The 22,405-nt window shown below is 72.2% G+C and carries 21 protein-coding genes; 11 read left to right on the top strand and 10 right to left on the bottom strand.

The features are described 5' to 3' along the window. Positions 1 to 128 precede the first annotated feature (128 nt). Positions 129 to 1,316, top strand: a complete 1,188-nt coding sequence (locus tag ICC28_RS09530; RefSeq protein ID WP_188287992.1) for a threonine aldolase family protein — start codon at positions 129 to 131, stop codon at positions 1,314 to 1,316. Here the strand turns inward: ICC28_RS09530 and ICC28_RS09525 are convergent. Continuing rightward, positions 1,306 to 1,521, bottom strand: a complete 216-nt coding sequence (locus ICC28_RS09525; protein ID WP_188287991.1) for a hypothetical protein — start codon at positions 1,519 to 1,521, stop codon at positions 1,306 to 1,308. The two genes, ICC28_RS09530 and ICC28_RS09525, sit on opposite strands and share 11 nt — an antisense overlap. Positions 1,522 to 1,680: 159 nt before the next feature. Here ICC28_RS09525 and ICC28_RS09520 point away from each other — a divergent pair, with 159 nt between their 5' ends. Beyond that, entirely contained in the window at positions 1,681 to 2,787 is a 1,107-nt protein-coding gene (locus ICC28_RS09520) for a DUF5937 family protein (RefSeq protein WP_188287990.1), read from the top strand. A 7-nt stretch (positions 2,788 to 2,794) separates the two neighbouring features. Here ICC28_RS09520 and ICC28_RS09515 read toward each other — a convergent pair whose 3' ends face one another. Next, the gene (locus ICC28_RS09515; RefSeq protein ID WP_188287989.1) at positions 2,795 to 3,466 is read right to left on the bottom strand and encodes a response regulator transcription factor; all 672 of its coding nucleotides are present in this window, start codon (positions 3,464 to 3,466) and stop codon (positions 2,795 to 2,797) included. Between the two features lie 63 nt (positions 3,467 to 3,529). Then, on the bottom strand, positions 3,530 to 4,732 hold the full coding sequence (locus ICC28_RS09510; RefSeq protein WP_188287988.1) for a sensor histidine kinase: 1,203 nt from the start codon (positions 4,730 to 4,732) through the stop codon (positions 3,530 to 3,532). Between the two features lie 118 nt (positions 4,733 to 4,850). Here ICC28_RS09510 and ICC28_RS09505 point away from each other — a divergent pair, with 118 nt between their 5' ends. After that, complete coding sequence (locus tag ICC28_RS09505) at positions 4,851 to 6,083, top strand: SAM-dependent methyltransferase (RefSeq protein WP_188287987.1); 1,233 nt, start codon at positions 4,851 to 4,853, stop codon at positions 6,081 to 6,083. Here the strand turns inward: ICC28_RS09505 and ICC28_RS09500 are convergent. Continuing rightward, positions 6,048 to 7,199: an NADH-quinone oxidoreductase subunit D gene (locus ICC28_RS09500; protein ID WP_188287986.1), complete on the bottom strand. Its 1,152-nt coding sequence runs from the start codon at positions 7,197 to 7,199 to the stop codon at positions 6,048 to 6,050. The two genes, ICC28_RS09505 and ICC28_RS09500, sit on opposite strands and share 36 nt — an antisense overlap. A gap of 31 nt (positions 7,200 to 7,230) precedes the next feature. Between ICC28_RS09500 and ICC28_RS09495 the strand changes: the two genes are divergently transcribed. After that, positions 7,231 to 7,752 carry a PH domain-containing protein gene (locus ICC28_RS09495; protein ID WP_188287985.1) on the top strand — a complete coding sequence of 174 codons (522 nt, stop codon included), beginning with the start codon at positions 7,231 to 7,233 and terminating at the stop codon, positions 7,750 to 7,752. Continuing rightward, positions 7,749 to 9,083, top strand: a complete 1,335-nt coding sequence (locus tag ICC28_RS09490; RefSeq protein WP_188287984.1) for a PH domain-containing protein — start codon at positions 7,749 to 7,751, stop codon at positions 9,081 to 9,083. The genes ICC28_RS09495 and ICC28_RS09490 overlap by 4 nt, the downstream gene beginning before the upstream one ends. A gap of 37 nt (positions 9,084 to 9,120) precedes the next feature. Here ICC28_RS09490 and ICC28_RS09485 read toward each other — a convergent pair whose 3' ends face one another. Then, complete coding sequence (locus ICC28_RS09485) at positions 9,121 to 10,698, bottom strand: hypothetical protein (protein ID WP_188287983.1); 1,578 nt, start codon at positions 10,696 to 10,698, stop codon at positions 9,121 to 9,123. A gap of 346 nt (positions 10,699 to 11,044) precedes the next feature. Between ICC28_RS09485 and ICC28_RS09480 the strand changes: the two genes are divergently transcribed. The 6 genes from ICC28_RS09480 to ICC28_RS09455 all read left to right on the top strand — a co-directional run bounded on the left by ICC28_RS09480 (position 11,045) and on the right by ICC28_RS09455 (position 16,179). Then, the gene (locus tag ICC28_RS09480; protein WP_188287982.1) at positions 11,045 to 12,850 is read left to right on the top strand and encodes a phosphatidylglycerol lysyltransferase domain-containing protein; all 1,806 of its coding nucleotides are present in this window, start codon (positions 11,045 to 11,047) and stop codon (positions 12,848 to 12,850) included. 117 nt (positions 12,851 to 12,967) lie between these two features. Then, positions 12,968 to 13,894, top strand: coding sequence for a dihydropteroate synthase (folP, locus tag ICC28_RS09475; RefSeq protein WP_188287981.1), 927 nt, complete (start codon positions 12,968 to 12,970; stop codon positions 13,892 to 13,894). Further along, a complete protein-coding gene (locus ICC28_RS09470) occupies positions 13,891 to 14,394 on the top strand; it encodes a nuclear transport factor 2 family protein (RefSeq protein ID WP_188287980.1) in 504 nt (167 codons plus the stop codon). Before folP ends, ICC28_RS09470 begins: the two co-directional genes overlap by 4 nt. A 279-nt stretch (positions 14,395 to 14,673) precedes the next feature. Beyond that, the gene (folB, locus tag ICC28_RS09465) at positions 14,674 to 15,033 is read left to right on the top strand and encodes a dihydroneopterin aldolase (protein ID WP_188287979.1); all 360 of its coding nucleotides are present in this window, start codon (positions 14,674 to 14,676) and stop codon (positions 15,031 to 15,033) included. After that, the gene (gene folK, locus ICC28_RS09460) at positions 15,030 to 15,641 is read left to right on the top strand and encodes a 2-amino-4-hydroxy-6-hydroxymethyldihydropteridine diphosphokinase (RefSeq protein WP_188287978.1); all 612 of its coding nucleotides are present in this window, start codon (positions 15,030 to 15,032) and stop codon (positions 15,639 to 15,641) included. The genes folB and folK overlap by 4 nt, the downstream gene beginning before the upstream one ends. A gap of 49 nt (positions 15,642 to 15,690) precedes the next feature. Next, the gene (locus ICC28_RS09455; RefSeq protein WP_188287977.1) at positions 15,691 to 16,179 is read left to right on the top strand and encodes a DUF3180 domain-containing protein; all 489 of its coding nucleotides are present in this window, start codon (positions 15,691 to 15,693) and stop codon (positions 16,177 to 16,179) included. Between the two features lie 108 nt (positions 16,180 to 16,287). Here ICC28_RS09455 and folE read toward each other — a convergent pair whose 3' ends face one another. The 5 genes from folE to ICC28_RS09430 form a co-directional block, all read right to left on the bottom strand. Further along, positions 16,288 to 16,893, bottom strand: coding sequence for a GTP cyclohydrolase I FolE (gene folE / locus ICC28_RS09450; RefSeq protein ID WP_188287976.1), 606 nt, complete (start codon positions 16,891 to 16,893; stop codon positions 16,288 to 16,290). 121 nt (positions 16,894 to 17,014) lie between these two features. Continuing rightward, positions 17,015 to 19,054 (bottom strand): ATP-dependent zinc metalloprotease FtsH, encoded by a 2,040-nt coding sequence (ftsH, locus tag ICC28_RS09445; protein WP_188287975.1) that lies wholly within the window; start codon positions 19,052 to 19,054, stop codon positions 17,015 to 17,017. A 183-nt stretch (positions 19,055 to 19,237) separates the two neighbouring features. Beyond that, positions 19,238 to 19,798: a hypoxanthine phosphoribosyltransferase gene (hpt, locus tag ICC28_RS09440; protein WP_067028163.1), complete on the bottom strand. Its 561-nt coding sequence runs from the start codon at positions 19,796 to 19,798 to the stop codon at positions 19,238 to 19,240. Positions 19,799 to 19,850: 52 nt separating this feature from the next. Beyond that, positions 19,851 to 20,876 carry a tRNA lysidine(34) synthetase TilS gene (gene tilS, locus ICC28_RS09435; RefSeq protein WP_188287974.1) on the bottom strand — a complete coding sequence of 342 codons (1,026 nt, stop codon included), beginning with the start codon at positions 20,874 to 20,876 and terminating at the stop codon, positions 19,851 to 19,853. Positions 20,877 to 21,087: 211 nt separating this feature from the next. Then, positions 21,088 to 22,221, bottom strand: coding sequence for a zinc-dependent metalloprotease (locus ICC28_RS09430; RefSeq protein WP_188287973.1), 1,134 nt, complete (start codon positions 22,219 to 22,221; stop codon positions 21,088 to 21,090). Positions 22,222 to 22,405: the final 184 nt, after the last annotated feature.

The following is a 22,405-nucleotide window of genomic DNA, read 5'->3' as shown; positions in this document are numbered from 1 at the left end:
CGGTTGTCCACAGGCTGTGGGTTGCGCGACATTCCGTCCGGACGCTTGCCGTGCGGGTCGTCCCGGTGCTCGTACGGCCCGCTGATTCCGGTGCCCGCAGGGGCCCGCGCGGGGGATGATCCGGTGCCATGAGCGAGAACACGAGCGACGCGGCGGACCTGATCCCGGTGGAGGAGCAGCGCAGACGGCGCTACGAGCGGCGCCTGAGCGTGTACCGCAGGGGCGACCGCGTGCTCGCCCGCCTCGGCCTGCGCGAGACGCTGCGGCAGCGGCTCGCGTCGCTGGAGCAGGCGGCGCGGCTGTACGACCTCGACGAGACGGTGGACCTCTACGGGGGCGGCGTCGTCGAGGCCCTGGAGGAGAAGGTCGCCGCCCTGCTGGGCACCGAGGCCGCCGCCTTCTTCCCGACCGGCACGATGGCCCAGCAGGTGGCCCTGCGCTGCTGGGCGGGCCGCACCGGCAACCCGACGGTCGCCCTGCACGCCCTCGCCCATCCCGAGGTGCACGAACGGGACGCCCTCAGCCGGCTCGGCGGGCTGCGCCCGGTGCACGTCACGAGCGAGCCGCGCTGCACCACCGCGCAGGACGTGCGCGGCCTCCCGGAGCCCTTCGGGGCGCTGCTGCTCGAACTGCCCCTCCGAGACGCCGGTTTCCTGCTGCCGTCCTGGGAGGAGCTGACCGAGGTGGTGGAGGCCGCGCGGGAGCGTGACGCGGTGGTGCACTTCGACGGCGCGCGCCTGTGGGAGTCCACGGTCCACTTCGGCCGCCCCCTGGAGGAGATCGCGGGCCTGGCGGACAGCGTGTACGTGTCGTTCTACAAGTCCTTCGACGGCCTCGGCGGCGCCGCACTCGCCGGCCCGGGCACGCTGGTGGAGGAGGCGAAGACCTGGCGGCACCGGTACGGCGGTCAGGTCTTCCAGCAGTTCCCGACCGCGCTGTCCGCACTCGCCGGCCTGGAGCGGGAGCTGCCCCGCCTGCCCGAGTACGTGCGGCACGCGCGCGTGGTGGCCGCCGCGCTGCGCGAGGGCTTCGCGGCGGCCGGGGTGCCGTGGGCCCGGGTCCACCCCGAGGTGCCGCACACCTACGACTTCCAGGTCTGGCTGCCCTACGACGTCGACGTCCTCGCGGAAGCGGCCGTCCGGACGGCCGAGGAGACGGGGACGCTCCTGTTCGGCAACGCCTGGGACCCCAAGGGGCCCGGCCTCGCCTTCACGGAGGTGTACGTCCGGGCGGCGGCCCTGGAGTGGACGGCCGAGGACGTGAAGGCGGCCGTCGCGGAGTTCGTGGCCCGGCTGCCCGAAGGGGTCAGCGGGTAGGGCGTGGGCGCGCCTGCAGCCACCGGGCGAGGGCCTGCCGTGTCCGCCCACGGGCCGGGCGTCCCGCGACGACGGCTCTGAAGCGTCGGTCGTCGCGGAACGCGTGCACCAGCCGCCCGTCGTGGGTGCCGGGCGCCGCAGGGGGTGCCTCGCCGTGCTGCCGGGCGCGGAGGGCGTCGAGGAGGTACTGCTGTGTGCTGCTCATGGCTGATCGCCTTCTCGGGCGTGGGGGACGTGGTCGGTGGTCGGGCTCGCGGCCGCCCGCCGATCCCAGCCTGCGCCGCTCACGCGCCGACGTCGCGTCGATTGACGGCGTGCGTCAAACGAGGACGGCGTTGTCAGTGGCGGGGTGCACCATGAGGGCATGAGCGTGAGCATCGACATCGCGGGGCTGCGGCCGGAGAGGGTCGCCGCCGTCCCCTCTCCTCTCGCCGAGCTCGGCATGGCGCTGCACGCGCTGTCCGAGCCGACGCACCATCCAGCCCTCCAGGGCTGGGTGACGGGCGTGACCGCGGGCCTCGACCCGCACTTGGCCGACCGTATGTGCGAGGCCGACTTCCTGTGGCGTACGACCTTCTCGGACCTGTTCCTGCCCTGCGCCGGCATCCCCGGCGGGCCCACCCTCCCGGGCGCCACCCTCGCCGAGGAACTGGATCTGCTCGACAAGCTGACGGACGAGCAGTTCGCGGACGCCGCCCTGGAGTTCACCTGCGCCCTGCCGTACAGCGCCCCGGGGTCCTCGGTGCTCGCCGACGCCGAACTGCGCCGCAGCGCCCTGGAACTGGCCGCCGCGCGGGGACCGCAGCAACTGCGTTTCAGCAAGCGGCTGCTCGACGATCCGCCGCGGATACGGGCCTGGCTGCGGCAGTTCCTGGCGGACTGTGACGAGGCGTTCTTCGCGGACGTCTGGTCGCGCCTGCGGCACCAACTGGCCGCCGATGCGCGCCACAAGACCGACCTGATCCGCCACCGAGGGCTGGGCGAGGCGCTCACCGCCGTTTCGGCCGCCGTGAGGCTCGACGAGGACGGCGGCCGGATCACCATCGACAAGCTGCGCCAGGGCCGCACCGTCCTCCGCGACAGCAGCCTGCTGCTCGTGCCGACCAGCCTGGGCCGGCCGCATCTGATGGTGCTGCACCGGCACGGCTGGCAGCCGGTCCTGCACTACCCGATCAGCTCCCCCGAGCTCGGCGCGCCGCCCTCGGTCGACCAGCTGATCCTGCGGATGACCGCGCTCTCCCACCCGGTGCGCATGCAGCTGTGCCGGAACCTCGCCCGCAGCACGTACACGACGAGCGAGCTGGTGCGGATCCACAACCTGACCGCGCCCGAGATATCCCGGCACCTGGGCGTGCTGAAGAAGGCGGGCCTGATCACCACCCGCCGCCGCGGGCGGTACGTCCTGCACCAGCTGGACGTGGCGGCCGTGGCCCGGCTCGGCAGCGACTTCCTGGAGGCGCTGCTGCGGTGATCCGCGCTCAGGCCTGCCCGCCGGCCCGCACCAGCCCCGTCTCGTAGGCCAGCACCACCACCTGCACCCGGTCCCGCAGGCCGAGCTTGGTCAGAATGCGGCCCACGTGCGTCTTGACGGTCGCCTCGGACAGGACCAGCCGGGCCGCGATCTCGCCGTTGGACAGGCCCTGCGCGACCAGCACCATGACCTCGCGCTCGCGGTCGGTGAGCCGCTCCAGCTCCTTGTGCTGCGGTTCCTTGCCGGTGGAGGGCAGCATGGGCGCGAACCGGTCCAGGAGCCGCCGGGTGGTCGACGGGGCCACCACCGCGTCCCCGCTGTGCACGGCACGGATGGCGGCGAGCAGCTCGCCGGGCGGCACGTCCTTGAGCATGAAGCCCGAGGCGCCCGCCTTCAGCCCGGAGAAGGCGTACTCGTCGAGGTCGAAGGTGGTCAGGATCAGCACCTTCGGCGGATTGGCGTCCTGGCAGATGCGACGGGTGGTCTCCACGCCGTCGAGCTTCGGCATGCGTACGTCCATCAGGACCACGTCGACGGCGGTCTCCCGCAGCACCTGAAGTGCCTCCACGCCGTCGCCCGCCTCCGCGACGACCTCCATGTCCGGCTGGGCGGCGAGCACCATCCGGAACCCGGTGCGCAGCAGCACCTGGTCGTCGACGAGCATTACGCGGATCGTCATCGGGTCCTCTTCCGTCTCCGTCTACAAGGCTGTTTCGGTATCAACAAAGGGCGTGGGCAGGCGTCAGTGCGCGGGTTTGAGCGGGAGCAGGGCGCTGATGCGGAATCCTCCGCCCGGACGGGGGCCCGCGTCCAGGGTGCCGCCGACCATGCCGACCCGCTCGCGCATTCCGATCAGGCCGTGTCCCTGGCCGTCGATGCCGCCGTCCTCGTACAGCTCGTGCGGGGCGCCCTTGCCGTCGTCCTCCACGAGCAGGCCGAGGCCGTCGTCGAAGTAGACCAGGCGCACGCTCGCGCCCGCGTTCGGCCCGCCGTGCTTGCGGGTGTTGGTGAGCGCCTCCTGCACGATGCGGTACGCGGTGAGCTCGACGCCGCTGGGCAGCGGGCGCGGGGTGCCCTCGACCTTGAAGTCGACCGGCAGGCCGGAGGTGCGGCACTGCTCGACGAGTTCGTCGATCTGCTCGACGTCGGGCTGCGGAACGTACTCGCCGCTCTCCTGGTGCTCGCCGGTGCGCAGGACGCCGAGCAGGCGGCGCATCTCGGCGAGGGCCTGGCGGCCGGTGGAGGAGATCGTCTCCAGGGCTTTCTTCGCCTGGTCGGGCGCTGCGTCCAGGACGTAGGCGGCGCCGTCGGCCTGCACCACCATCACCGACACGTTGTGCGCGACCACGTCGTGCAGCTCGCGCGCGATGCGGGCGCGTTCGGCGGCGACCGCGACCTTCGCCTGCGCCTCGCGCTCCTTTTCGAGCCGGGTCGCGCGCTCCTCCAACTGCGCGAAGTAGGCGCGGCGGGTGCGTATCGAGTCGCCGAGCACCCAGGCCAGGGCGAAGGGCACCGTGGTGAAGACCATGATCGCGAGGGTGCCGAGCGGGCTCGACTGGTTCTCCGGCCAGCGCAACTGCGCCAGCGGCGCCGCGCACAGACCGACGCCCAGCGCCAGCCGGGACGCCCAGCGGGCGCCGGTCGCGGCCACGGTGTAGGTGATCACCAGCATGGCGAAGTCGGCGGGCATGGTCTCGACGTCCAGCACGAGCTGCGCCAGGCCGAGCGCGATGGCCAGCAGCAGCATCCGCTCCGGCATGCGCCGGCGCAGCGCGACGACCAGGCCCAGCAGCAGGGCGATCGGGACGACGGCCACCGGGTGGTCGACGCCGCTCCCCTCCGGCCCCGCCGCTCCGGACACCACCGAGAGCCCGAACAGGAAGACGGCCCAGAAGCTGTCGACCCATGTCGGGTGCCTGCGGAGGAAGTCATAGAGGCGCTGCACGTAACCCAGCGTAGGGAAGCGTGACGTGTGCAGGGGTCAACCGATGGGTCGATCCGCAGCGGGCGCGCGTACTCCGCAAGGTGGAGGCCCCGTTCCTCTGTGCGCTTAGCCTGGGCGCGTGACGCGAGAGGCGACGGGCGAATGGCTGGGGTGGCGGACGGCGGCTCGGGAGGCGCTGTACGGGCCGGACGGCTTCTACCGCAGGCCCGAGGGCCCGGCCGGGCACTTCCGTACGTCCGTGCATGCCTCGCCGCTCTTCGCCCGGGCCGTGGCCCGGCTGCTGTGCCGGGTCGACGAGGCACTGGGCAGGCCCTCTTCGCTCGACTTCGTCGACATGGCCGCGGGCCGGGGCGAACTGGTCACCGCCGTCCTCGCCGCGCTGCCCGCCGACGTGGCCGCCCGCGCGCGCGGGTGTGCCGTCGAGATCGCCGACCGCCCCGCGGACCTTGATCACCGGATCGAGTGGCTGCCCGAGCCGCCGCGCGCGATCACCGGGCTGCTGTTCGCCAACGAGTGGCTCGACAACGTCCCGGTGGAGGTGGCGCAGACGGACGCCGCCGGCGTGCCGCGGCAGGTCCTCGTGCGGCGGGACGGGGCCGAGCGGCTCGGGGAGCCGGTCGCCGGTGCGGACGCGCAGTGGCTCGCGCGGTGGTGGCCGCTGCCCGCCGAGGAAGGGCTGCGGGCGGAGATCGGGCTGCCCCGGGACGAGGCCTGGGCCTCGGCGGTCGCGGCGGTCGACCGGGGGCTCGCGGTCGCGGTGGACTACGCGCACACGGCGGACGCGCGCCCCCTCTTCGGGACGCTGACCGGCTTCCGGGAGGGGCGCGAGACGGCACCCGTGCCGGACGGTTCGTGCGACATCACGGCGCATGTCGCGCTGGACGCGTGCGCGGAGGCGGGAGCGGCGGCGTGCGGGGAGGGGTCTGCGCGGGCGGGCGCGGAAGGGTCCGCTCGGGCGGGCGCGGAAGGGTCTGCGCAGGCAGGCGCGGAAGGGTCTGCGCAGGCGGGCGCGGAGGGGGCCGCGCGGGCGGGTGGTGCGGGGTTTGCGCGGGCGCGTGCGGAAGTGTTCGCGACGGCGCGCACGCTTTCGAGCCCGCGCGTACTCCGCCAGCGCGATGCCCTGCGCGCCCTGGGCATCACAGGCGCGCGCCCCCCGCTCGCGCTCGCCGCCGCACAACCCGCCGAATATGTCCGCGCCCTCGCGCGCGCCGGTGAGGCCGCCGAGCTCACCGCGGCCGGCGGACTCGGCGACTTCGGCTGGCTGCTCCAGCCGGTCGGCCTTCCGGACGCACCCCTGGGCGAGCTGCCCGGAGGGCTACTTGTCGATGTCCCCGACCACGAAGAACAGTGACCCCAGGATCGCCACCATGTCCGCCACCAGCGTCCCCGGCAGCAGCTCGACCAGCGCCTGGATGTTGTTGTACGAGGCCGAGCGGAGCTTGAGCCGGTACGGGGTCTTCTCGCCCTTGCTGACCAGGTAGTAGCCGTTGATGCCGAGCGGGTTCTCGGTCCACGCGTACGTGTGCCCCTCGGGCGCCTTCAGGACCTTGGGCAGCCGCTGGTTGATCGGCCCCGGCGGCAGGGCGGCGAGCCGGTCCAGGCAGGCGTCGGCGAGGTCGAGGGCGTTGTGCGTCTGCTCCAGGAGCACCTCGAAGCGGGCCAGGCAGTCACCGTCCTGCCGGGTCACCACCTTCAGGGTGTCCTGCAGCTCCCCGTACGCCAGGTAGGGCTCGTCGCGGCGCAGGTCGAAGTCGACGCCCGAGGCGCGCCCGACGGGCCCGCTCACGCCGTACGCATGCACAGCCTCGGGGGTGAGAACGCCCACGCCCCGCGTGCGCCCCCGGAAGATCTCGTTGCCGAGGACCAGGTCGTCGTAGACGTCCATGCGCGAGCGCACGGCGGCGACGGCGGCACGCGCGCGTGCCGCCCAGCCGGCCGGCAGGTCCTCCTTGAGGCCGCCGACACGGTTGAACATGTAGTGCATACGGCCGCCGGAGACCTCCTCCATGACGTTCTGGAGGGTCTCGCGCTCCCGGAAGGCGTGGAAGACCGGGGTGATCCCGCCCAGCTCCAACGGGTAGGACCCGAGGAACATCAGGTGGTTGAGCACCCGGTTCAGCTCCGCCAGCAGCGTGCGCGTCCACACCGCGCGCGGGGGGACCTCCATGCCGAGCATGCGCTCCACCGCGAGGACGACGCCCAGCTCGTTGGAGAACGCCGACAGCCAGTCGTGGCGGTTGGCGAGCATGATGATCTGGCGGTAGTCACGGGCCTCGAAGAGCTTCTCCGCGCCGCGGTGCATATAGCCGATCACCGGCTCCGCGTTGGTGATGCGCTCACCGTCCAGGACGAGCCGGAGCCGCAGCACGCCGTGCGTCGACGGGTGCTGGGGCCCGATGTTGAGCACCATGTCGGTGCTCTCCGCGGCACCGCCGATACCGACCATGGTCTCCGTCGTAGGAGTCATGAACACAGTCTGTCCTACGTACGCTGGCCGTATGGAGACGGGGAGCCCGGAGAACACGGCGCACACGGGAAGCAATGAGATGAAGGCGGACGAACCGGTATGGACCGGACTTCCTCCGGGGCTGCTGCGTATGCGACGGATGCTGCTGGTGGTGTGGCTGGGGCTGCTGACCGTCGGCCTGGCGGTGCTGCTCGGGCTCGTCGCCGGCGCCGGCTGGGCCGCCTTCGCGCTGGTGCCGCTCGCGACGGCGGTCTGGGGCTGGGTGATGCTCGGCCGCAACTGGCGCTCCTGGCGCTACGCCGAGCGCGCCGACGACCTGCTGATCAGCCGCGGCGTGCTGTGGCGCGAGGAGACCGTCGTGCCGTACGGGCGCATGCAGCTCGTCGAGGTCACCTCCGGGCCCGTCGAGCGGCACTTCGGGCTGGCCAGCGTGCAGCTGCACACGGCCGCCGCCGCGACCGACGCCACGATCCCCGGCCTCGACCCGGCCGAGGCGGAACGGCTGCGCGACCGGCTCACCGAGCTGGGCGAGGCCCGATCGGCGGGGCTGTGACCGCGCCGGGCGTCGACGACGTCGTACGCGAGAAGCCGTCCGTCACCGAGCGGCGGCTGCACCCCGTGACACCGCTCCGGCGGGCGTGGGCGCCGGTCGCCGTGGTCATCGGGTGGGCGGTGCACGACCCGGACCAGGCGCAGCGCCAGCTGACCCGGCTGACGACGACCACCCTGCTGATCGTGCTGGCCGTCGTCCTCCCGGCAGCCGCCCTCTACGGCTTCCTCACCTGGTGGTTCACGCACTTCGCGGTGACCGCCACCGAGCTGCGCATCCGCACCGGGCTGCTGTTCCGCCGCACCGCGCACATCCGGCTCGAACGGATCCAGGCCATCGACGTCACCCAGCCGCTCCTCGCGCGCGTGGCGGGCGTCGCCAAGCTCAAACTCGACGTCATAGGCACCGACAAGAAGGACGAGCTCGCCTTCCTGGGCGCGGACGAGGCGCGTGCGCTCCGCGCGGAGCTGCTCGCGCGCGCCGCCGGGTTCGCGCCCGAGACGGCGCACGAAGTGGGCGAGGCGCCGGCGCGCGAGCTGCTGCGCGTGCCCCCGGGCGTGCTCGCCGTCTCACTCGTACTGACGGGCGCCACCTGGGGGACCCTGGTCGCCGCACTCGTCGTACCGCCGGTGCTGTGGCTGGCCACCCACAGCGTGTGGACGGTCCTGGCCGCCGCCGTGCCGCTGCTCGGCGCGGCGGGCGCGAGCAGCGTGGGCCGGTTCGTCGCCGAGTACGACTGGACGGTGGCCGACTCCCCCGACGGGCTGCGCATCGACCGCGGACTGCTGGACCGCGTCCACGAGACCGTGCCGCCGGGGCGGGTGCAGACCGTGCGGCTCGTGCGGCCGCTGCTGTGGCGGCGGCGCGGGTGGGTGCGGGTCGAGCTGGATGTCGCCGGGTCGTCGAACTCCGTACTGGTGCCGGTCGCGCCGCGCGAGGTCGCCGAGGCGCTCGTCGCGCGCGTGCTGCCGGGGGTGACGGTGCCGCCGCCCGAGGCGCTGTCCCGGTCGCCGCGGCGCGCGCGGTGGCGTGTGCCCGTGTGGTGGCGCGGCTACGGCCTTGCCGTCACCGACGGGGTGTTCGCCGCGCACGAGGGGCTGCTGCGGCGCAGCCTGGCGTTGGTGCCGCACGCGAAGGTGCAGAGCGTACGGCTGGCCCAAGGCCCCTGGCAGCGGCGCCTGGGCCTCGCCGACGTGCATGTGGACACGGGGGCCAACAAGACGGTGACAGCCCGGCTCAGGGCCGCTGAGGAGGCCGCGGAGCTGTTGCGGAGTCAGGCGGAGCGGTCCCGCACGGGGCGGCGGGACGCGCGGCCCGACCGATGGATGGCATAGAGCCGCGGGCCCCGGCCCTCCGGCCTCGGCACGCCTCTCAGGAAACCGCGCTCCGCAGGCCCTGCATGTCGATCTGCTCCGTCTCGTCGTGAGCCGTCAGGTCGATCACCTGGCCGATGCCGCGGGACTCCTCGTCCGCCGGCTTGAACTCGGCCTCCGCCTCGGCCTTGTGCAGCGCGAGCGCCTCCTGGCCGACGACGTCGGCGAGGTCCTCGTTCTGCACGGCCTCCAGGGCGGAGGGCGTCGCCTCCTGCTTCGTACCGAAGAAGTCGAAGCCGCCCTCGACCGCCGGGCGCCGCACGGGCGCCGACGGGGCGACGGCCACCGCCGTCGGGGCGACGAAGTGACCGGTGGGCTGCTGGGCGGGCAGAGCCGGCCTGCTCGTGGTGGCGGCGGCCGCGCGCACGTGCTCCTGCCCGTCGACCGCCTCGGGCTTCCCCTGCTCCTCGTCCTCCTGCGCGGCTGAACCGACCGCCGTCCCCTCGTCGTACGGGGAGCGGCCGCCCTGCGCCGGGATACTGCTCTGCGCGGGGCCGTCGGCCTGCGCGGAGGTTCCCGTCCGCGCAGGAGCGTCAGCCTGGGCGGAGCTCCCGGCCTGCACGGAGCTCCCGGCCTGCGCGGAGCCCTCGGTCTGCGCGGATTCCCCGGTCTGCACGGGGCCGTCGGCCCGCTCGGAGGTCCCCGTCCGCGCGGAGGCGTCGTGCTGTGCGGCCGCGGAGGTCATCCCCGCGTCGCCGTCCCGCTCCTCGCCGTCCCCCTTGGGAGCGTCCTCCCCCCTGGGCGTGCCCTCCGCCTTGGGAGCGTCCTCCGCCTTCGGTGCGTCCTCAGCCTTCGGCTCGTCCTCCGCCTCGGAAACGTCCTTCCCCTCGGCCGCACGCTCGCCGTCGAACCGGGAAAGTGCCGCCCGCGCGCGCAGGAAGAGCCGGGAGCCCTCCGGCGAGAAGATCGCCGGAGCGTTCGTCTCGTCGCCGGCCTCACCACCCGCGCTGTCGCCCGAGCTGTCACCGGCGGTCCCGGACGCGTCGTCGGCCGCGAGGCCGGTCTCGACGTCGTCCCCGGCCTCCGCCTGCGCCTCGGCCCGGGCTGCCACGGCCCCGGCATTCTCCGGCTCGGCTTCCAGCACCGGTGCCGACGCGGGCGGCAGCGCGCGCGAGGGCACCGTGGTTTCTATCTCCAGCAGCCGGCGGCCCTCCAGGGCGCTCGCGCGCTCGGTCTCCGCCGTGGCGTACCGCCGCAGCAGCGCCGCGTGTTCGTTGCGCAGCCCCGCGAGCTCCGAGCGCTTGGCCCGCAGCCGCTGCTCCAGCTTGCCGCGCAGGGCGCGCGACTCCTCCAGGTCGGTCTCCAGTTCGGCGACCCGCTCCTCGTGACGCCATTCGTCGCTCGCACGCGCGCGCGTGAGGTCGGCGACCTGCTTGCCCGCCTGGATGTCCCAGCGGCGCATCACGACCGCGCCCACGACCGCCGTGGCCGCGGCGGCCGCGGCCAGCCCGCGGAGCACCATCGCCTCCGAGAACACCCAGGGTCCGAGAGCGCAGACGAGCGAGACGCCGGCGATCGCCGAGGGGGGCAGCAGCCTGTGCAGGGGCGGTGAATGGCGGTGACGTCCACGTGGCATGGCCAGAAACTTACCGCGCGTAGGCGAATCTTGGAGGCCAGCCCCGTAAAAACACAGCCATCCCGCAGCCTTCGCGAGTCATCAGCAATCAGAAGGGCTCACGAATGCGACCGCACTCGCAGAAGATCAAGATCATTTTCGGCTGTTGACACCTCCCCCCGACGCCTGCCCGGGACTTTCCGCGGCCTTTGACCGCGCTTTGACCGGGCTTTGGCGAGGTGAGTGAACCTCGCCCCCCGAGACACCGTCCTAGAGGGCGCAATGTCGCCGGATGCCCGAATCGGCACCGGATCCAAGGTCTCTCGCAGAACTACAGGATGCGATGTCTGTCAGGACAGATGAGCAAATGTCGGGCGCGGCTGTGCAGCTGACGGACCGGGCACGCCGGCTGCTGCGCGGCCCGCGCCCCGAGGCCGTCCCCCTTCTCGTCGGCAGGGCCTGTGCCCTCGTAGGCCTTCTGGACATCGCGGCGGGCGTCTTCCCGCGCTTCCGGCACAGCCGTATGCACGCCCTCGCCGAGGTACTGCCGGGCGCGCTCGGCCCGTTCGCGGCCGCGCTCTCGCTCAGCACCGGCGTGCTGCTGCTCCTGCTCGCCCACGGCCTCAAGCGGGGCAAGCGCCGGGCATGGCGGGCCGCGGTGGCGCTGCTGCCGGCCGGCGCCGTCGCCCAGTTCGGCTACCGCCACTCCGTGCTGGGCACGGTCATCTCGCTCGTCCTGCTGACGGCCCTGCTGCGCCACCGCGACCAGTTCGCGGCCCTGCCCGACCCGCGCAGCAGGTGGCGGGCGCTGGCCAACTTCGTCCTCATGGGCGCCGGTTCCCTCGCCCTGGGCCTGGTCATCGTGAGTGCCCACCCGGGAACCCTGATCGGCGACCCGAGCCTGGCCGAGCGCATCACGCACGTGCTGTACGGCCTGTTCGGCTTCGAGGGCCCGGTCGACTACCAGGGCACGACGTCATGGACCGTCGCCTTCTCCCTGGGCGCCCTCGGCCTGCTCACCGCCGTCACCACGATCTACCTCGCCTTCCGCCCGGAGCACCCGGCCGCACGCCTCACGCGCGAGGACGAGTCCCGCCTGCGGGCCCTGCTGGAAAAGCACGGCGGACGCGACTCCCTCGGCCACTTCGCGCTGCGCCGGGACAAGGCCGTCGTCTTCTCCCCCAGCGGCAAGGCGGCCGTCACCTACCGGGTCGTCTCCGGCGTGATGCTGGCCAGCGGCGACCCCATCGGCGACGTGGAGGCCTGGCCGGGCGCCATCGAGCGCTTCATGGACGAGGCCCGCGCCCACTCCTGGACCCCGGCCGTCATGGGCTGCTCGGAGACGGGCGGCGAGGTGTGGACCCGCGAGACCGGTCTCGACGCCCTCGAACTCGGCGACGAGGCGGTGGTGGACGTCGCGGATTTCTCGCTCGCCGGCCGCTCGATGCGCAACGTGCGCCAGATGGTCAAGCGCATCGAACGAGCCGGTTACGAAACCCGGGTACGACGCGTCCGTGACCTCGGCGAGGCCGAACTGGACCGCATCCGCCGCGCCGCCGACGCCTGGCGCGGCACCGACACCGAACGCGGCTTCTCCATGGCACTGGGCCGCATCGGCGACCCCGCCGACGGCGACTGCCTGATCGCCACCGCCCACCGCGCCGACGAAACCCCCGGCCCCTACGGCGACCTGAAGGCGATCCTCCACTTCGTGCCCTGGGGGACGGACGGCGCCTCCCTCGACCTCATGCGCCGCGACCGCTCGGCCGACCCCGGCATGAACGAACTGCTCATCGTGGCCGCGCTCCAGGCGGCCCCGAAGTTCGGCATCACGCGCGTGTCGCTCAACTTCGCGATGTTCCGCTCGGCGCTCGCACGCGGCGAGAAGATCGGCGCGGGCCCGGTGCTGCGCGCCTGGCGCGGACTGCTGGTCTTCCTCTCCCGCTGGTTCCAGATCGAGTCGCTGTACAAGTTCAACGCGAAGTTCCAGCCGCGCTGGGAGCCGCGCTTCGTCGTCTACCGGGCCTCCGCGGACCTGCCGCGCATCGGCCTCGCCGCCATGCGGGCGGAGGGTTTCGTCGACGTGGCGATGCCCCGCTTCCTGCGCCGTCGTACCGCCCCCGCGCGCCCCTGCGTCCACACCAGGACGGAGCACAGCGTCCGCGCGGCATGAGCGCACGGACACCACGGACAGGCCCGGGCGGGAGCTCCTCCCCTCTCCCCACGCCCCCGAGGGCTTCCGCCCGGGCCGCACGACCTGACCGCCCCTCCCGGGGCCTACGCTGAACGTATGAGCAAGCAGAGCGGACGCGCGCGCGTGGCAGGACTTCCGGAGTGGGACCGCTGCGCGGTCATGGGAGTCGTGAACGTGACCCCGGACTCCTTCTCCGACGGCGGCCGCTGGTTCGACACGACGGCCGCCGTCAAGCACGGCCTCACCCTGGTCGCCGAGGGCGCGGACCTGGTGGACGTGGGCGGCGAGTCCACCCGCCCCGGCGCGACCCGCGTCGACGAGGACGAGGAACTCAAGCGCGTCATCCCGGTCGTCCGCGGCCTCGCCTCCGAGGGCGTGACGGTCTCCGTCGACACCATGCGCGCCAGTGTCGCCGAACAGTCCCTGGCGGCCGGCGCCGCCCTCGTCAACGACGTCAGCGGCGGCCTGGCCGACCCCGCGATGATCCCCGTCGTCGCGGCCGCCGGCGCCCCCTTCGTCGTCATGCACTGGCGCGGCTTCCTGGAGGGCGGCAACGTCAAGGGCGTCTACGACGACGTCGTCGCCGAAGTCGTCGACGAACTGCACGCGCGCGTGGAGGCCGTCCTCGCGGGTGGCATCGCCCCCGACCGGATCGTCGTGGACCCCGGTCTCGGCTTCTCCAAGGACGCCGAGCACGACCTCGTGCTCCTCGCCCACCTCGACCGTCTCCTCGGCCTCGGTCACCCGCTGCTCGTCGCCGCCTCCCGCAAGCGGTTCCTCGGCCGCGTGCTGGCCGGCCCGCAGGGCGCGCCGCCGCCCGCGCGCGAGCGCGACGCAGCGACCGCCGCCGTGTCCGCGCTCGCGGCGCACGCCGGCGCGTGGGCGGTGCGCGTGCACGAGGTGCGCGCGACCGCGGACGCCGTACGGGTCGCGCGCGCGGTAGAGGGAGCGCGCGAAGTCGACCGAGCGCCGGGCGCGCAAGCCCCCGCGCCGGGCTCGCACTCCCCCGAGGGAGCCCGGTGAGCGCCCCCCACACCGACGTCGAGCAGGTGGAAGCCGCCAACACCGCCTTCTACGAGGCACTGGAGCGCGGCGACTTCGAGGAGCTCTCCTCCCTGTGGCTCACCCCCTCCGACCTGGGCGTCGACGAGAGCTACCACGACCCCGCCGACGCGGGCGTGATCTCCTGCGTACACCCCGGCTGGCCGGTGCTGACCGGCCGCGGCGAGGTCCTGCGGTCGTACGCGCTGATCATGGCGAACACCGACTACATCCAGTTCTTCCTCACCGACGTGCACGTTTCCGTCACCGGCGACACCGCGCTGGTGAGCTGCACCGAGAACATCCTCAGCGGCGGCCCGGCCCCCGAGGGCGGCGACGAGCTGGGCCCGCTCGTCGGGCAGCTGGTCGTGGCCACGAACCTCTTCCGCCGCACTCCGGCCGGCTGGAAGCTCTGGTCCCACCACGCCTCGCCCGTTCTGGCCGAAACCGATGAGGAGGAAGGCGGCGAGACACCCTCCTGAATGGGTAGGCGCGCCATGAGACGCCTGGGCGCCCGAGGGAACCGCCCATAGGGACCAGGAAGTGGTTGGACTCACGCACCCGTGGGTAGGGGCGGCTACCAGCCCGTGAGCCGCCGGGTTCCCCAGGGGAAACGCTCGGTGAAACCTCATGGGCCGGCGCGGGCCCGCGCCCCCGTGGCCCGGCCCTGTCAGTGCCCGCAGGTAGATTCGTCCGAGGCCGGTGTGCCGCCCGCACGCGGCACGGACCGGCCGCTACCGACGATTGCAGGAGTGATTCGCGTGGATCGTGTCGCGCTGAGCGGCCTGAAGGCCCGCGGGTACCACGGGGTGTTCCCCAAGGAGCGCGAGGAGGGCCAGACCTTCGTCGTCGACCTCGTCCTCGGCCTGGACACCCGGCCGGCCGCCGCCGACGACGACCTGACCAAGACCGTGCACTACGGCATCGTGGCCGAGGAGGTCGTGGCCGTCGTGGAGGGCGAGCCCGTCAACCTCATCGAGACCCTCGCCGAGCGCATCGCCCAGGCCTGTCTGAAGCACGAAGGGGTCCAGGAGGTCGAGGTCCGCGTCCACAAACCGGACGCGCCGATCACGGTCCCCTTCGACGACGTGACCGTCACCATCACCCGGAGCCGAGTATGACCGCGTCCTTCACCGAGGGTCACAGCGACCCGACCGTACAGCCGGTACCCGCCTCCGTCGTCGAGAAGGTCGACGCCGCCGACACCACCCTGCACAACCCGCAGCGGGCCGTGATCTCCCTCGGCTCCAACCTCGGCAACCGCCTGGAGACGCTCCAGGGCGCCATCGACGCCCTGGAGGACACCCCCGGCGTCCGTATCAAGGCGGTCTCCCCGGTGTACGAGACGGAGCCCTGGGGCGTGGAGCCGGGCAGCCAGCCCTCCTACTTCAACGCGGTCGTCGTGCTGAAGACGACGCTCCCCCCGTCCTCCCTGCTGGAGCGGGCGCACGCGGTCGAGGAGGCCTTCCACCGCGTCCGGGACGAGCGCTGGGGCCCGCGCACCCTCGACGTCGACATCGTGGCCTACGCCGACGTCGTCTCCGACGACCCCGTCCTCACCCTCCCCCACCCGCGCGCCCACGAGCGGGCCTTCGTCCTCGCCCCCTGGCACGATCTGGAGCCCGCGGCGCAGCTGCCCGGCCGCGGCGCGGTCGCCGACCTGCTCGGCGCGGTTCCCCGCGAGGGCGTGTCGCCGCGCGAGGACCTGGAACTCCGACTGCCGGAGTAATCGTTAAGGTCGACGACACACCACAGTCCGGGGGAGCCGAAGGGACACCGTGAGAGAGCTGCGTATCAGGATGCTGGCCGGCGTCTTCGCCGTCGCCGGCGTCCTGTCCTGGGCGGGCGCCCGCCTCTGGAACTCGATCGGGACCCTGCCGAGCGTCCCCCTGGCCGCCCCCATCGTCCTCGCCCTGATCGCCACAGTCCTGCTGGCCACGGCGCTCTCGATCCGCTCCCGCCTCAAGGCGCAGCGCGAGCGCCGGCCCGGCGCCAAGGGCGTCGACCCCCTGATGGCTGCCCGCGCGGTCGTCTTCGGCCAGGCCAGCGCCCTGGTCGCCGCCCTCGTCTGCGGCATGTACGGCGGTACGGGCATCTTCCTGCTGGAAGTCCTCGACGTCCCCGCCCGCCGCGACCAGGCCATCTACGCCGGCTTCTCGGTCCTCGCGGGCATCGCCGTCATAGCGGCGGCCATCTTCCTGGAGCGCGTCTGCAGACTCCCGGAGGACGACGAACACAACGGCGCGGGCACGGCTCCGGCGGCATAAGCGGGGACGGCTCCGGCGGCATAAGCAGGGACGGCTCCGGCGGCATGAGCGGGCACGGCTCCAGCGGCAAAAGCGGGCACGGCCCCCTCGGCATGAAGGGGCCCCGCGTCAGCGCGCCATGATCAGGCTCATCGCCTCGTTGCGCGTGGCCGCGTCCCGCAGCTGTCCGCGCACCGCCGAGGTGAGGGTCTTCGCGCCGGGCTTGCGGATGCCGCGCATCGACATGCACATGTGCTCGCACTCCACGACGACGATCACGCCCCGCGGCTCCAGGATGTCCATCAGGGAGTCCGCGATCTGCGTGGTGAGTCGTTCCTGCACCTGCGGTCGGCGGGCATAGACGTCGACGAGGCGGGCCAGCTTGGACAGTCCGGTGATCTTCCCGGTGGTGGCCGGAATGTATCCGACGTGCGCCACACCCCTGAACGGCACCAGATGGTGTTCACAGGTCGAGTACACCTCGATGTCCTTCACGAGCACCATCTCGTCGTGCCCCAGGTCGAACGTCGTCGTCAGGACGTCCTCCGGCTTCTGCCACAGCCCCGCGAATATCTCCCGGTACGCCCTGGCCACCCGCCCGGGTGTCTCCTTGAGGCCCTCGCGGTCCGGGTCCTCGCCGACCGCGATCAGCAGCTCCCGCACGGCGTTCTCGGCGCGCTTCTCGTCGAACTCGCCGATCTGGCCCTCGCCGTCCAGCGTCACGGGGTCGGTCATGTAGTGCCTCGTTCCTAGGTGTCTTTCAGCCAGGCATACGAAAGATGCCGCGCCACCCAGGCTAAAACCTGGGTGGCGCGGCATCCATTCCGGGCCCGGTGAGGTCACCGGGCCCGGGGTGTCAGCTCTCCGGTCGCTCCTCGGGAGCGGGCTCGGCCGCCGGGGCGGTCTCGGTCACCGCCGACTTGGTGGTGGAGATCGCCGGGGTCGCGCCGTTGGCGCCGTTCGTCAGTGCGAGCTCCTTGGGGGAGAGCACCGGCGGACGGGTGGACGGCGTGCGGCGGGAGGAGCCGGTCCAGGCCGGACGCGGCGGACGCTTGACGATCGGGGCGAAGATCTCGGCGATCTCCTCCTTGCCCAGCGTCTCCTTCTCCAGCAGCTGCAGGACGAGGTTGTCGAGGACGTCGCGGTTCTCGACCAGGATCTCCCAGGCCTCGTTGTGCGCGGTCTCGATGAGCTTCTTGACCTCTTCGTCCACCAGCGCGGCAACCTCTTCCGAGTAGTCGCGCTGGTGAGCCATCTCACGGCCGAGGAACGGCTCGGTGTTGTCGCCGCCGAACTTGATGGCGCCGAGACGCTCGGTCATGCCGTACTGCGTGACCATCGCGCGGGCCGTGGCGGTGGCCTTCTCGATGTCGTTCGCGGCACCCGTGGTCGGGTCGTGGAAGACCAGTTCCTCGGCAGCGCGGCCGCCCAGCATGTAGGCGAGCTGGTCGAGCATCTCGTTGCGCGTGGTCGAGTACTTGTCCTCGTCCGGCAGGACCATCGTGTAGCCCAGGGCACGGCCTCTGGACAGAATCGTGATCTTGTGGACGGGATCGGAGTTCGGGGAGGCCGCCGCGACCAGGGCGTGGCCGCCCTCGTGGTACGCGGTGATCTTCTTTTCCTTGTCCGACATGATCCGGGTCCGCTTCTGCGGGCCCGCCACGACGCGGTCGATGGCCTCGTCGAGCATGTGGTTGTCGATCAGCTTCTTGTCCGAGCGGGCCGTCAGCAGGGCGGCCTCGTTCAGGACGTTGGACAGATCGGCACCCGTGAAGCCCGGCGTACGGCGGGCGACCGCCGAGAGGTCGACGTCCGGGGCGACCGGCTTGCCCTTCTGGTGAACCTTGAGGATCTCCAGACGGCCCTGCATGTCCGGGCGGTCGACCGCGATCTGGCGGTCGAAGCGGCCGGGGCGCAGGAGGGCCGGGTCGAGGATGTCGGGCCGGTTCGTGGCGGCGATCAGGATGACGCCGCCCTTCACGTCGAAGCCGTCCATCTCGACGAGCAGCTGGTTCAGGGTCTGCTCGCGCTCGTCGTGACCGCCGCCGAGGCCGGCACCGCGGTGACGGCCGACCGCGTCGATCTCGTCGACGAAGACGATCGCCGGGGCGTTCGCCTTGGCCTGCTCGAACAGGTCACGGACTCGGGAGGCACCGACACCGACGAACATCTCGACGAAGTCGGAACCGGAGATCGAGTAGAACGGCACGCCGGCCTCGCCCGCGACGGCGCGCGCGAGCAGGGTCTTGCCGGTGCCGGGAGGGCCGTACAGCAGTACGCCCTTGGGGATCTTCGCCCCGACGGCCTGGAACTTCGCCGGCTCCTGCAGGAACTCCTTGATCTCGTGGAGTTCCTCGACGGCCTCGTCCGAGCCGGCGACGTCCGCGAACGTCGTCTTCGGGGTGTCCTTGGTGATGAGCTTCGCCTTGGACTTGCCGAACTGCATGACCCGGCCGCCGCCGCCCTGCATCTGATTCATCAGGAACAGGAAGACGATCACAATGAGGACGAAGGGCAGCAGCGAGAGCAGGATGCTCACGAAGGCGTTCTGCTTCGTCGGTGAGACGGTGTATCCGTCCGGGATCTGCTTGTCCTGGAATTTGGTCTGCAGGGTGTTGGCGATGTTCACGCCCTGCTCGCCGATGTAGCTCGCCTGGATCTTCGAGCTGTCCTCGATCTTTTCGCCGTCCTTGAGCTGGACCTTGATGGTCTGCTCGTCGCCGGTGGTCAGCTTGGCCGATTCGACCTTGTTGTCGGCGATCGCCTGGACGACCTGGCCGGTGTCCACCGTCTTGTAGCCGCCGGACGAGCCGACGACCTGCATCAACACGACCACGGCAAGGACGGCCAGCACGATCCACATGACCGGCCCACGGAAGTATCGCTTCACGTCCATCCACACGGAGCGGTGTCGCCCCGTCCCTCCTGCCATAGTGAGTTTGATAAGACAGTTCTTCTGACGGTACCCCAGCTTTGCGGCCCGAAGACGCACAGGACGGCTGACTGCCCCGTCTGCATGCTCCAACGGCGCGACGCCCGCGGAGGTTCCCGATCTTCGCCCGGCGCTGGGCCCTTCGGGTCAGCCGCCGTAGACGTGGGGCGCGAGCGTACCGACGAACGGGAGGTTGCGGTACTTCTCGGCGTAGTCGAGGCCGTACCCGACGACGAACTCGTTGGGGATGTCGAAGCCGACCCACTCGACGTCGATGGCGACCTTGGCGGCGTCCGGCTTGCGCAGCAGGGTGCACACCTTCAGCGACTCGGGCTCGCGCGAGCCGAGGTTCGACAGCAGCCACGACAGGGTCAGGCCGGAGTCGATGATGTCCTCGACGATCAGGACGTGCTTGCCCTTGATGTCGGTGTCGAGGTCCTTGAGGATCCGCACGACACCGGAGGACTGGGTGCCCGCGCCGTAGGAGGACACGGCCATCCAGTCCATGGTGACGGGGGTGGACAGCGCCCGGGCGAGGTCGGCCATGACCATCACCGCGCCCTTGAGGACGCCGACGATCAGCAGGTCCTTGCCCGCGTACTCCGCGTCGATCTTCGCGGCCAGCTCCGCCAGCTTCGCGTCGATCTCTTCCTTGGTGATGAGCACCTGCTTGAGGTCGGCACCCATGTCTTTCGCGTCCACCCGCATCACTTTCGGTCGTCCCACCGGCCGGACCGGCCCGCCGCGGCGGGGTCCGGTTTCAGCCTTGCCGAATCACCAGTCTGCCACCCTGCCGCTGGGCCACGACTCTGCCGGGGAGATTGATGACCCCCTGGCCGCGCCAGCCGGTGATCAGGCGGTCGACTTCTTCGATGTGGCGGGCGAACAGCGAACCGGCCGGGGCGCCTGCCTCGATGGCGGCGCGGCGCAGGATCCGGCGCCGTACGGCGGGCGGCAGGGCGTAGAGCTTGGCGCACTCCAGAAGGCCGGTGGCGTCGCGGACGGAGGCCTCGGCCTGACTGGCCCAGGCGTCGAGGGCGTCGGCGTCGTCGCGGGAGAGCTGGGCCGTACGGGCGAGGGCCTCGACGACGCCCTTGCCGAGCGCCTTCTCCAGGGCGGGCAGGCCCTCGTGGCGCAGCCGGGACCGGGTGTAGGCGGGGTCGGCGTTGTGGGGGTCGTCCCAGACGGGCAGCGACTGGACCATGCAGGCCCTGCGGGCGGTCTGCCGGTCGAGTTCGAGGAAGGGGCGGCGGTAACGGCCGTCGGCCCCCGAGACCGCGGCCATCCCGGACAGGGAGCGGGTGCCGGAGCCGCGGGCCAGCCCGAGGAGGACGGTTTCGGCCTGGTCGTCGCGGGTGTGGCCGAGCAGGATCGCGGCGGCGCCGTGGCGCTGGGCGGCGGCGTCGAGGGCGGCGTAGCGGGCGTCGCGGGCGGCGGCCTCGGGGCCGCCTTCGCGGCCGACGGTGACGGCGGTGGACTCGACGGGGTCCAGGCCGAGGCCGCGCAGGCGCAGGACGACTTCCTCCGCGCGCAGGTCGGAGCCGGGCTGCAGGCCGTGGTCGACGGTGACGCCGCCGGCGCGGATGCCGAGCTTGGGGGCCTCGAAGGCGAGGGCGGAGGCGAGTGCCATGGAGTCGGCGCCGCCGGAGCAGGCCACGAGCACGAGCGGAGACGGCGGCCGCTCGTACGGGAGGTCGGTCGCGGTGCGGTTGTGGTTGTTGAGGATGTCGTGGAGGACGCGGCGGACCGCCAGGCGTATCGCCGCGACCGCAGGATGGGGACCCATGTCCGGTTCCCTTCATGAAGTTTTTCGGGGGCTGAGCCCGGGTCGGTCACTCAGAGTGTGTAGATGGTGACAGAACCGGGCCGTTCCCCGAGCATTGCACGCCTACCCGGGGCTCACGGTCCCTCGGACGGGTGATTGGGAGGGCGTTCGCCTGCCGTAGGCCGGATTCGTTTCACGACCTTTCCCGGGGTGCACGACGGGCTCGTCGGGTTCACGACTCGGCCTTGCGGTGCACCCGTGTGATCCAGTCCGCCGGTTTGGCGATCTCCGCCTTGGTCGGGAGGGTGTTCGGGGAGGTCCATACGCGGTTGAAGCCGTCCATGCCGACCTCGTCGACGACCGCGCGCACGAAGCGTTCGCCGTCCCGGTACTGCCGGAGCTTGGCGTCCAGGCCGAGCAGTTTGCGCAGGGCCATGTCGAGCCGGGAGGCGCCCTTGGCGCGGCGCTGCTGGAACTTCTCGCGGATCTCCGCGACGGACGGCACGACCGCCGGTCCGACCCCGTCCATGACGAAGTCGGCGTGGCCCTCCAGGAGGGACATCACGGCGGTGAGACGGCCGAGGATCTCCCGCTGCGCCGGGGTCTGCACGATCTCCACGAAGGAGCGGCCGCCGTCGTCCTCCTCGCCCTCGGGCCGGCCGCCCGCGAGGGACTGGGCGGCCTCGCGGATGCGCTCCAGCACGGTCATGGGGTCGACATCGGTCTCGCCCAAGAACGACTGGATTTCGCCCTCGAGGTGGTCCCGCAGCCAGGGCACGGCCGTGAACTGCGTGCGGTGCGTCTCCTCGTGCAGGCACACCCAGAGGCGGAAGTCGTGGGGCTGTACGTCGAGTTCGCGCTCGACGTGCACGATGTTCGGCGCGACGAGCAGCAGCCGGCCGCCGCCGTTCGCGCCGGCGGGCAGTTCGCGGGTGGCCGGGGCGAACGTCTCGTACTGGCCGAGGACCCGGGAGGCCAGGAACGACAGCAGCATGCCGAGTTCGACGCCGGTGACCTTGCCGCCGACGGCGCCGAGGACCGCGCCGCCGGGGGTGTTGCCGCGGCGCTCGTGCATCTTGTCGAGGAGCGGCTTGAGGACCTCCCGGAAGCCCGCGACGTTGGCCCGCACCCACCCGGGCCGGTCGACAACGAGGACGGGGGTGTCGTGGGTCTCCTCGGTGGCCAGCCGGGTGAAGCCCCGGACGTGTTCCTCCGAGGCCTTGGCGTGCCGGCGCAGCTCCGCGACGACGGCGCGGGCCTCGTCGCGGCTGACCTCGGGGCCCGGCCGCATGAGCCGGGTCGCGGTCGCCACCGCGAGATTCCAGTCGACCATCCCAGGAGTTGCGGCACCACCGATGCTCGTCATGCGTCAACCGTACGTGAGCGCTCCCGCTTGGGGCAGGCCACGCATGCGGGTGCCTGAACGGCGGTACGGCTGGGCGCCGAACGGACCCGGCGCATTCGACAGCGGTTCGGCAGCGCCCCAAAGGGGCGCGGGGAACTGCGCGACCGGCCACGACGAGTCCGCAGCCGAACGACGACACAGCACG

The organism is Streptomyces sp. TRM68416, assembly GCF_014596915.1.
Taxonomy (GTDB): Bacteria; Actinomycetota; Actinomycetes; order Streptomycetales; family Streptomycetaceae; genus Streptomyces.
The sequence above is the reverse complement of the archived record's forward strand: the minus strand, read 5'-3'. Positions and strand labels throughout refer to the sequence as shown.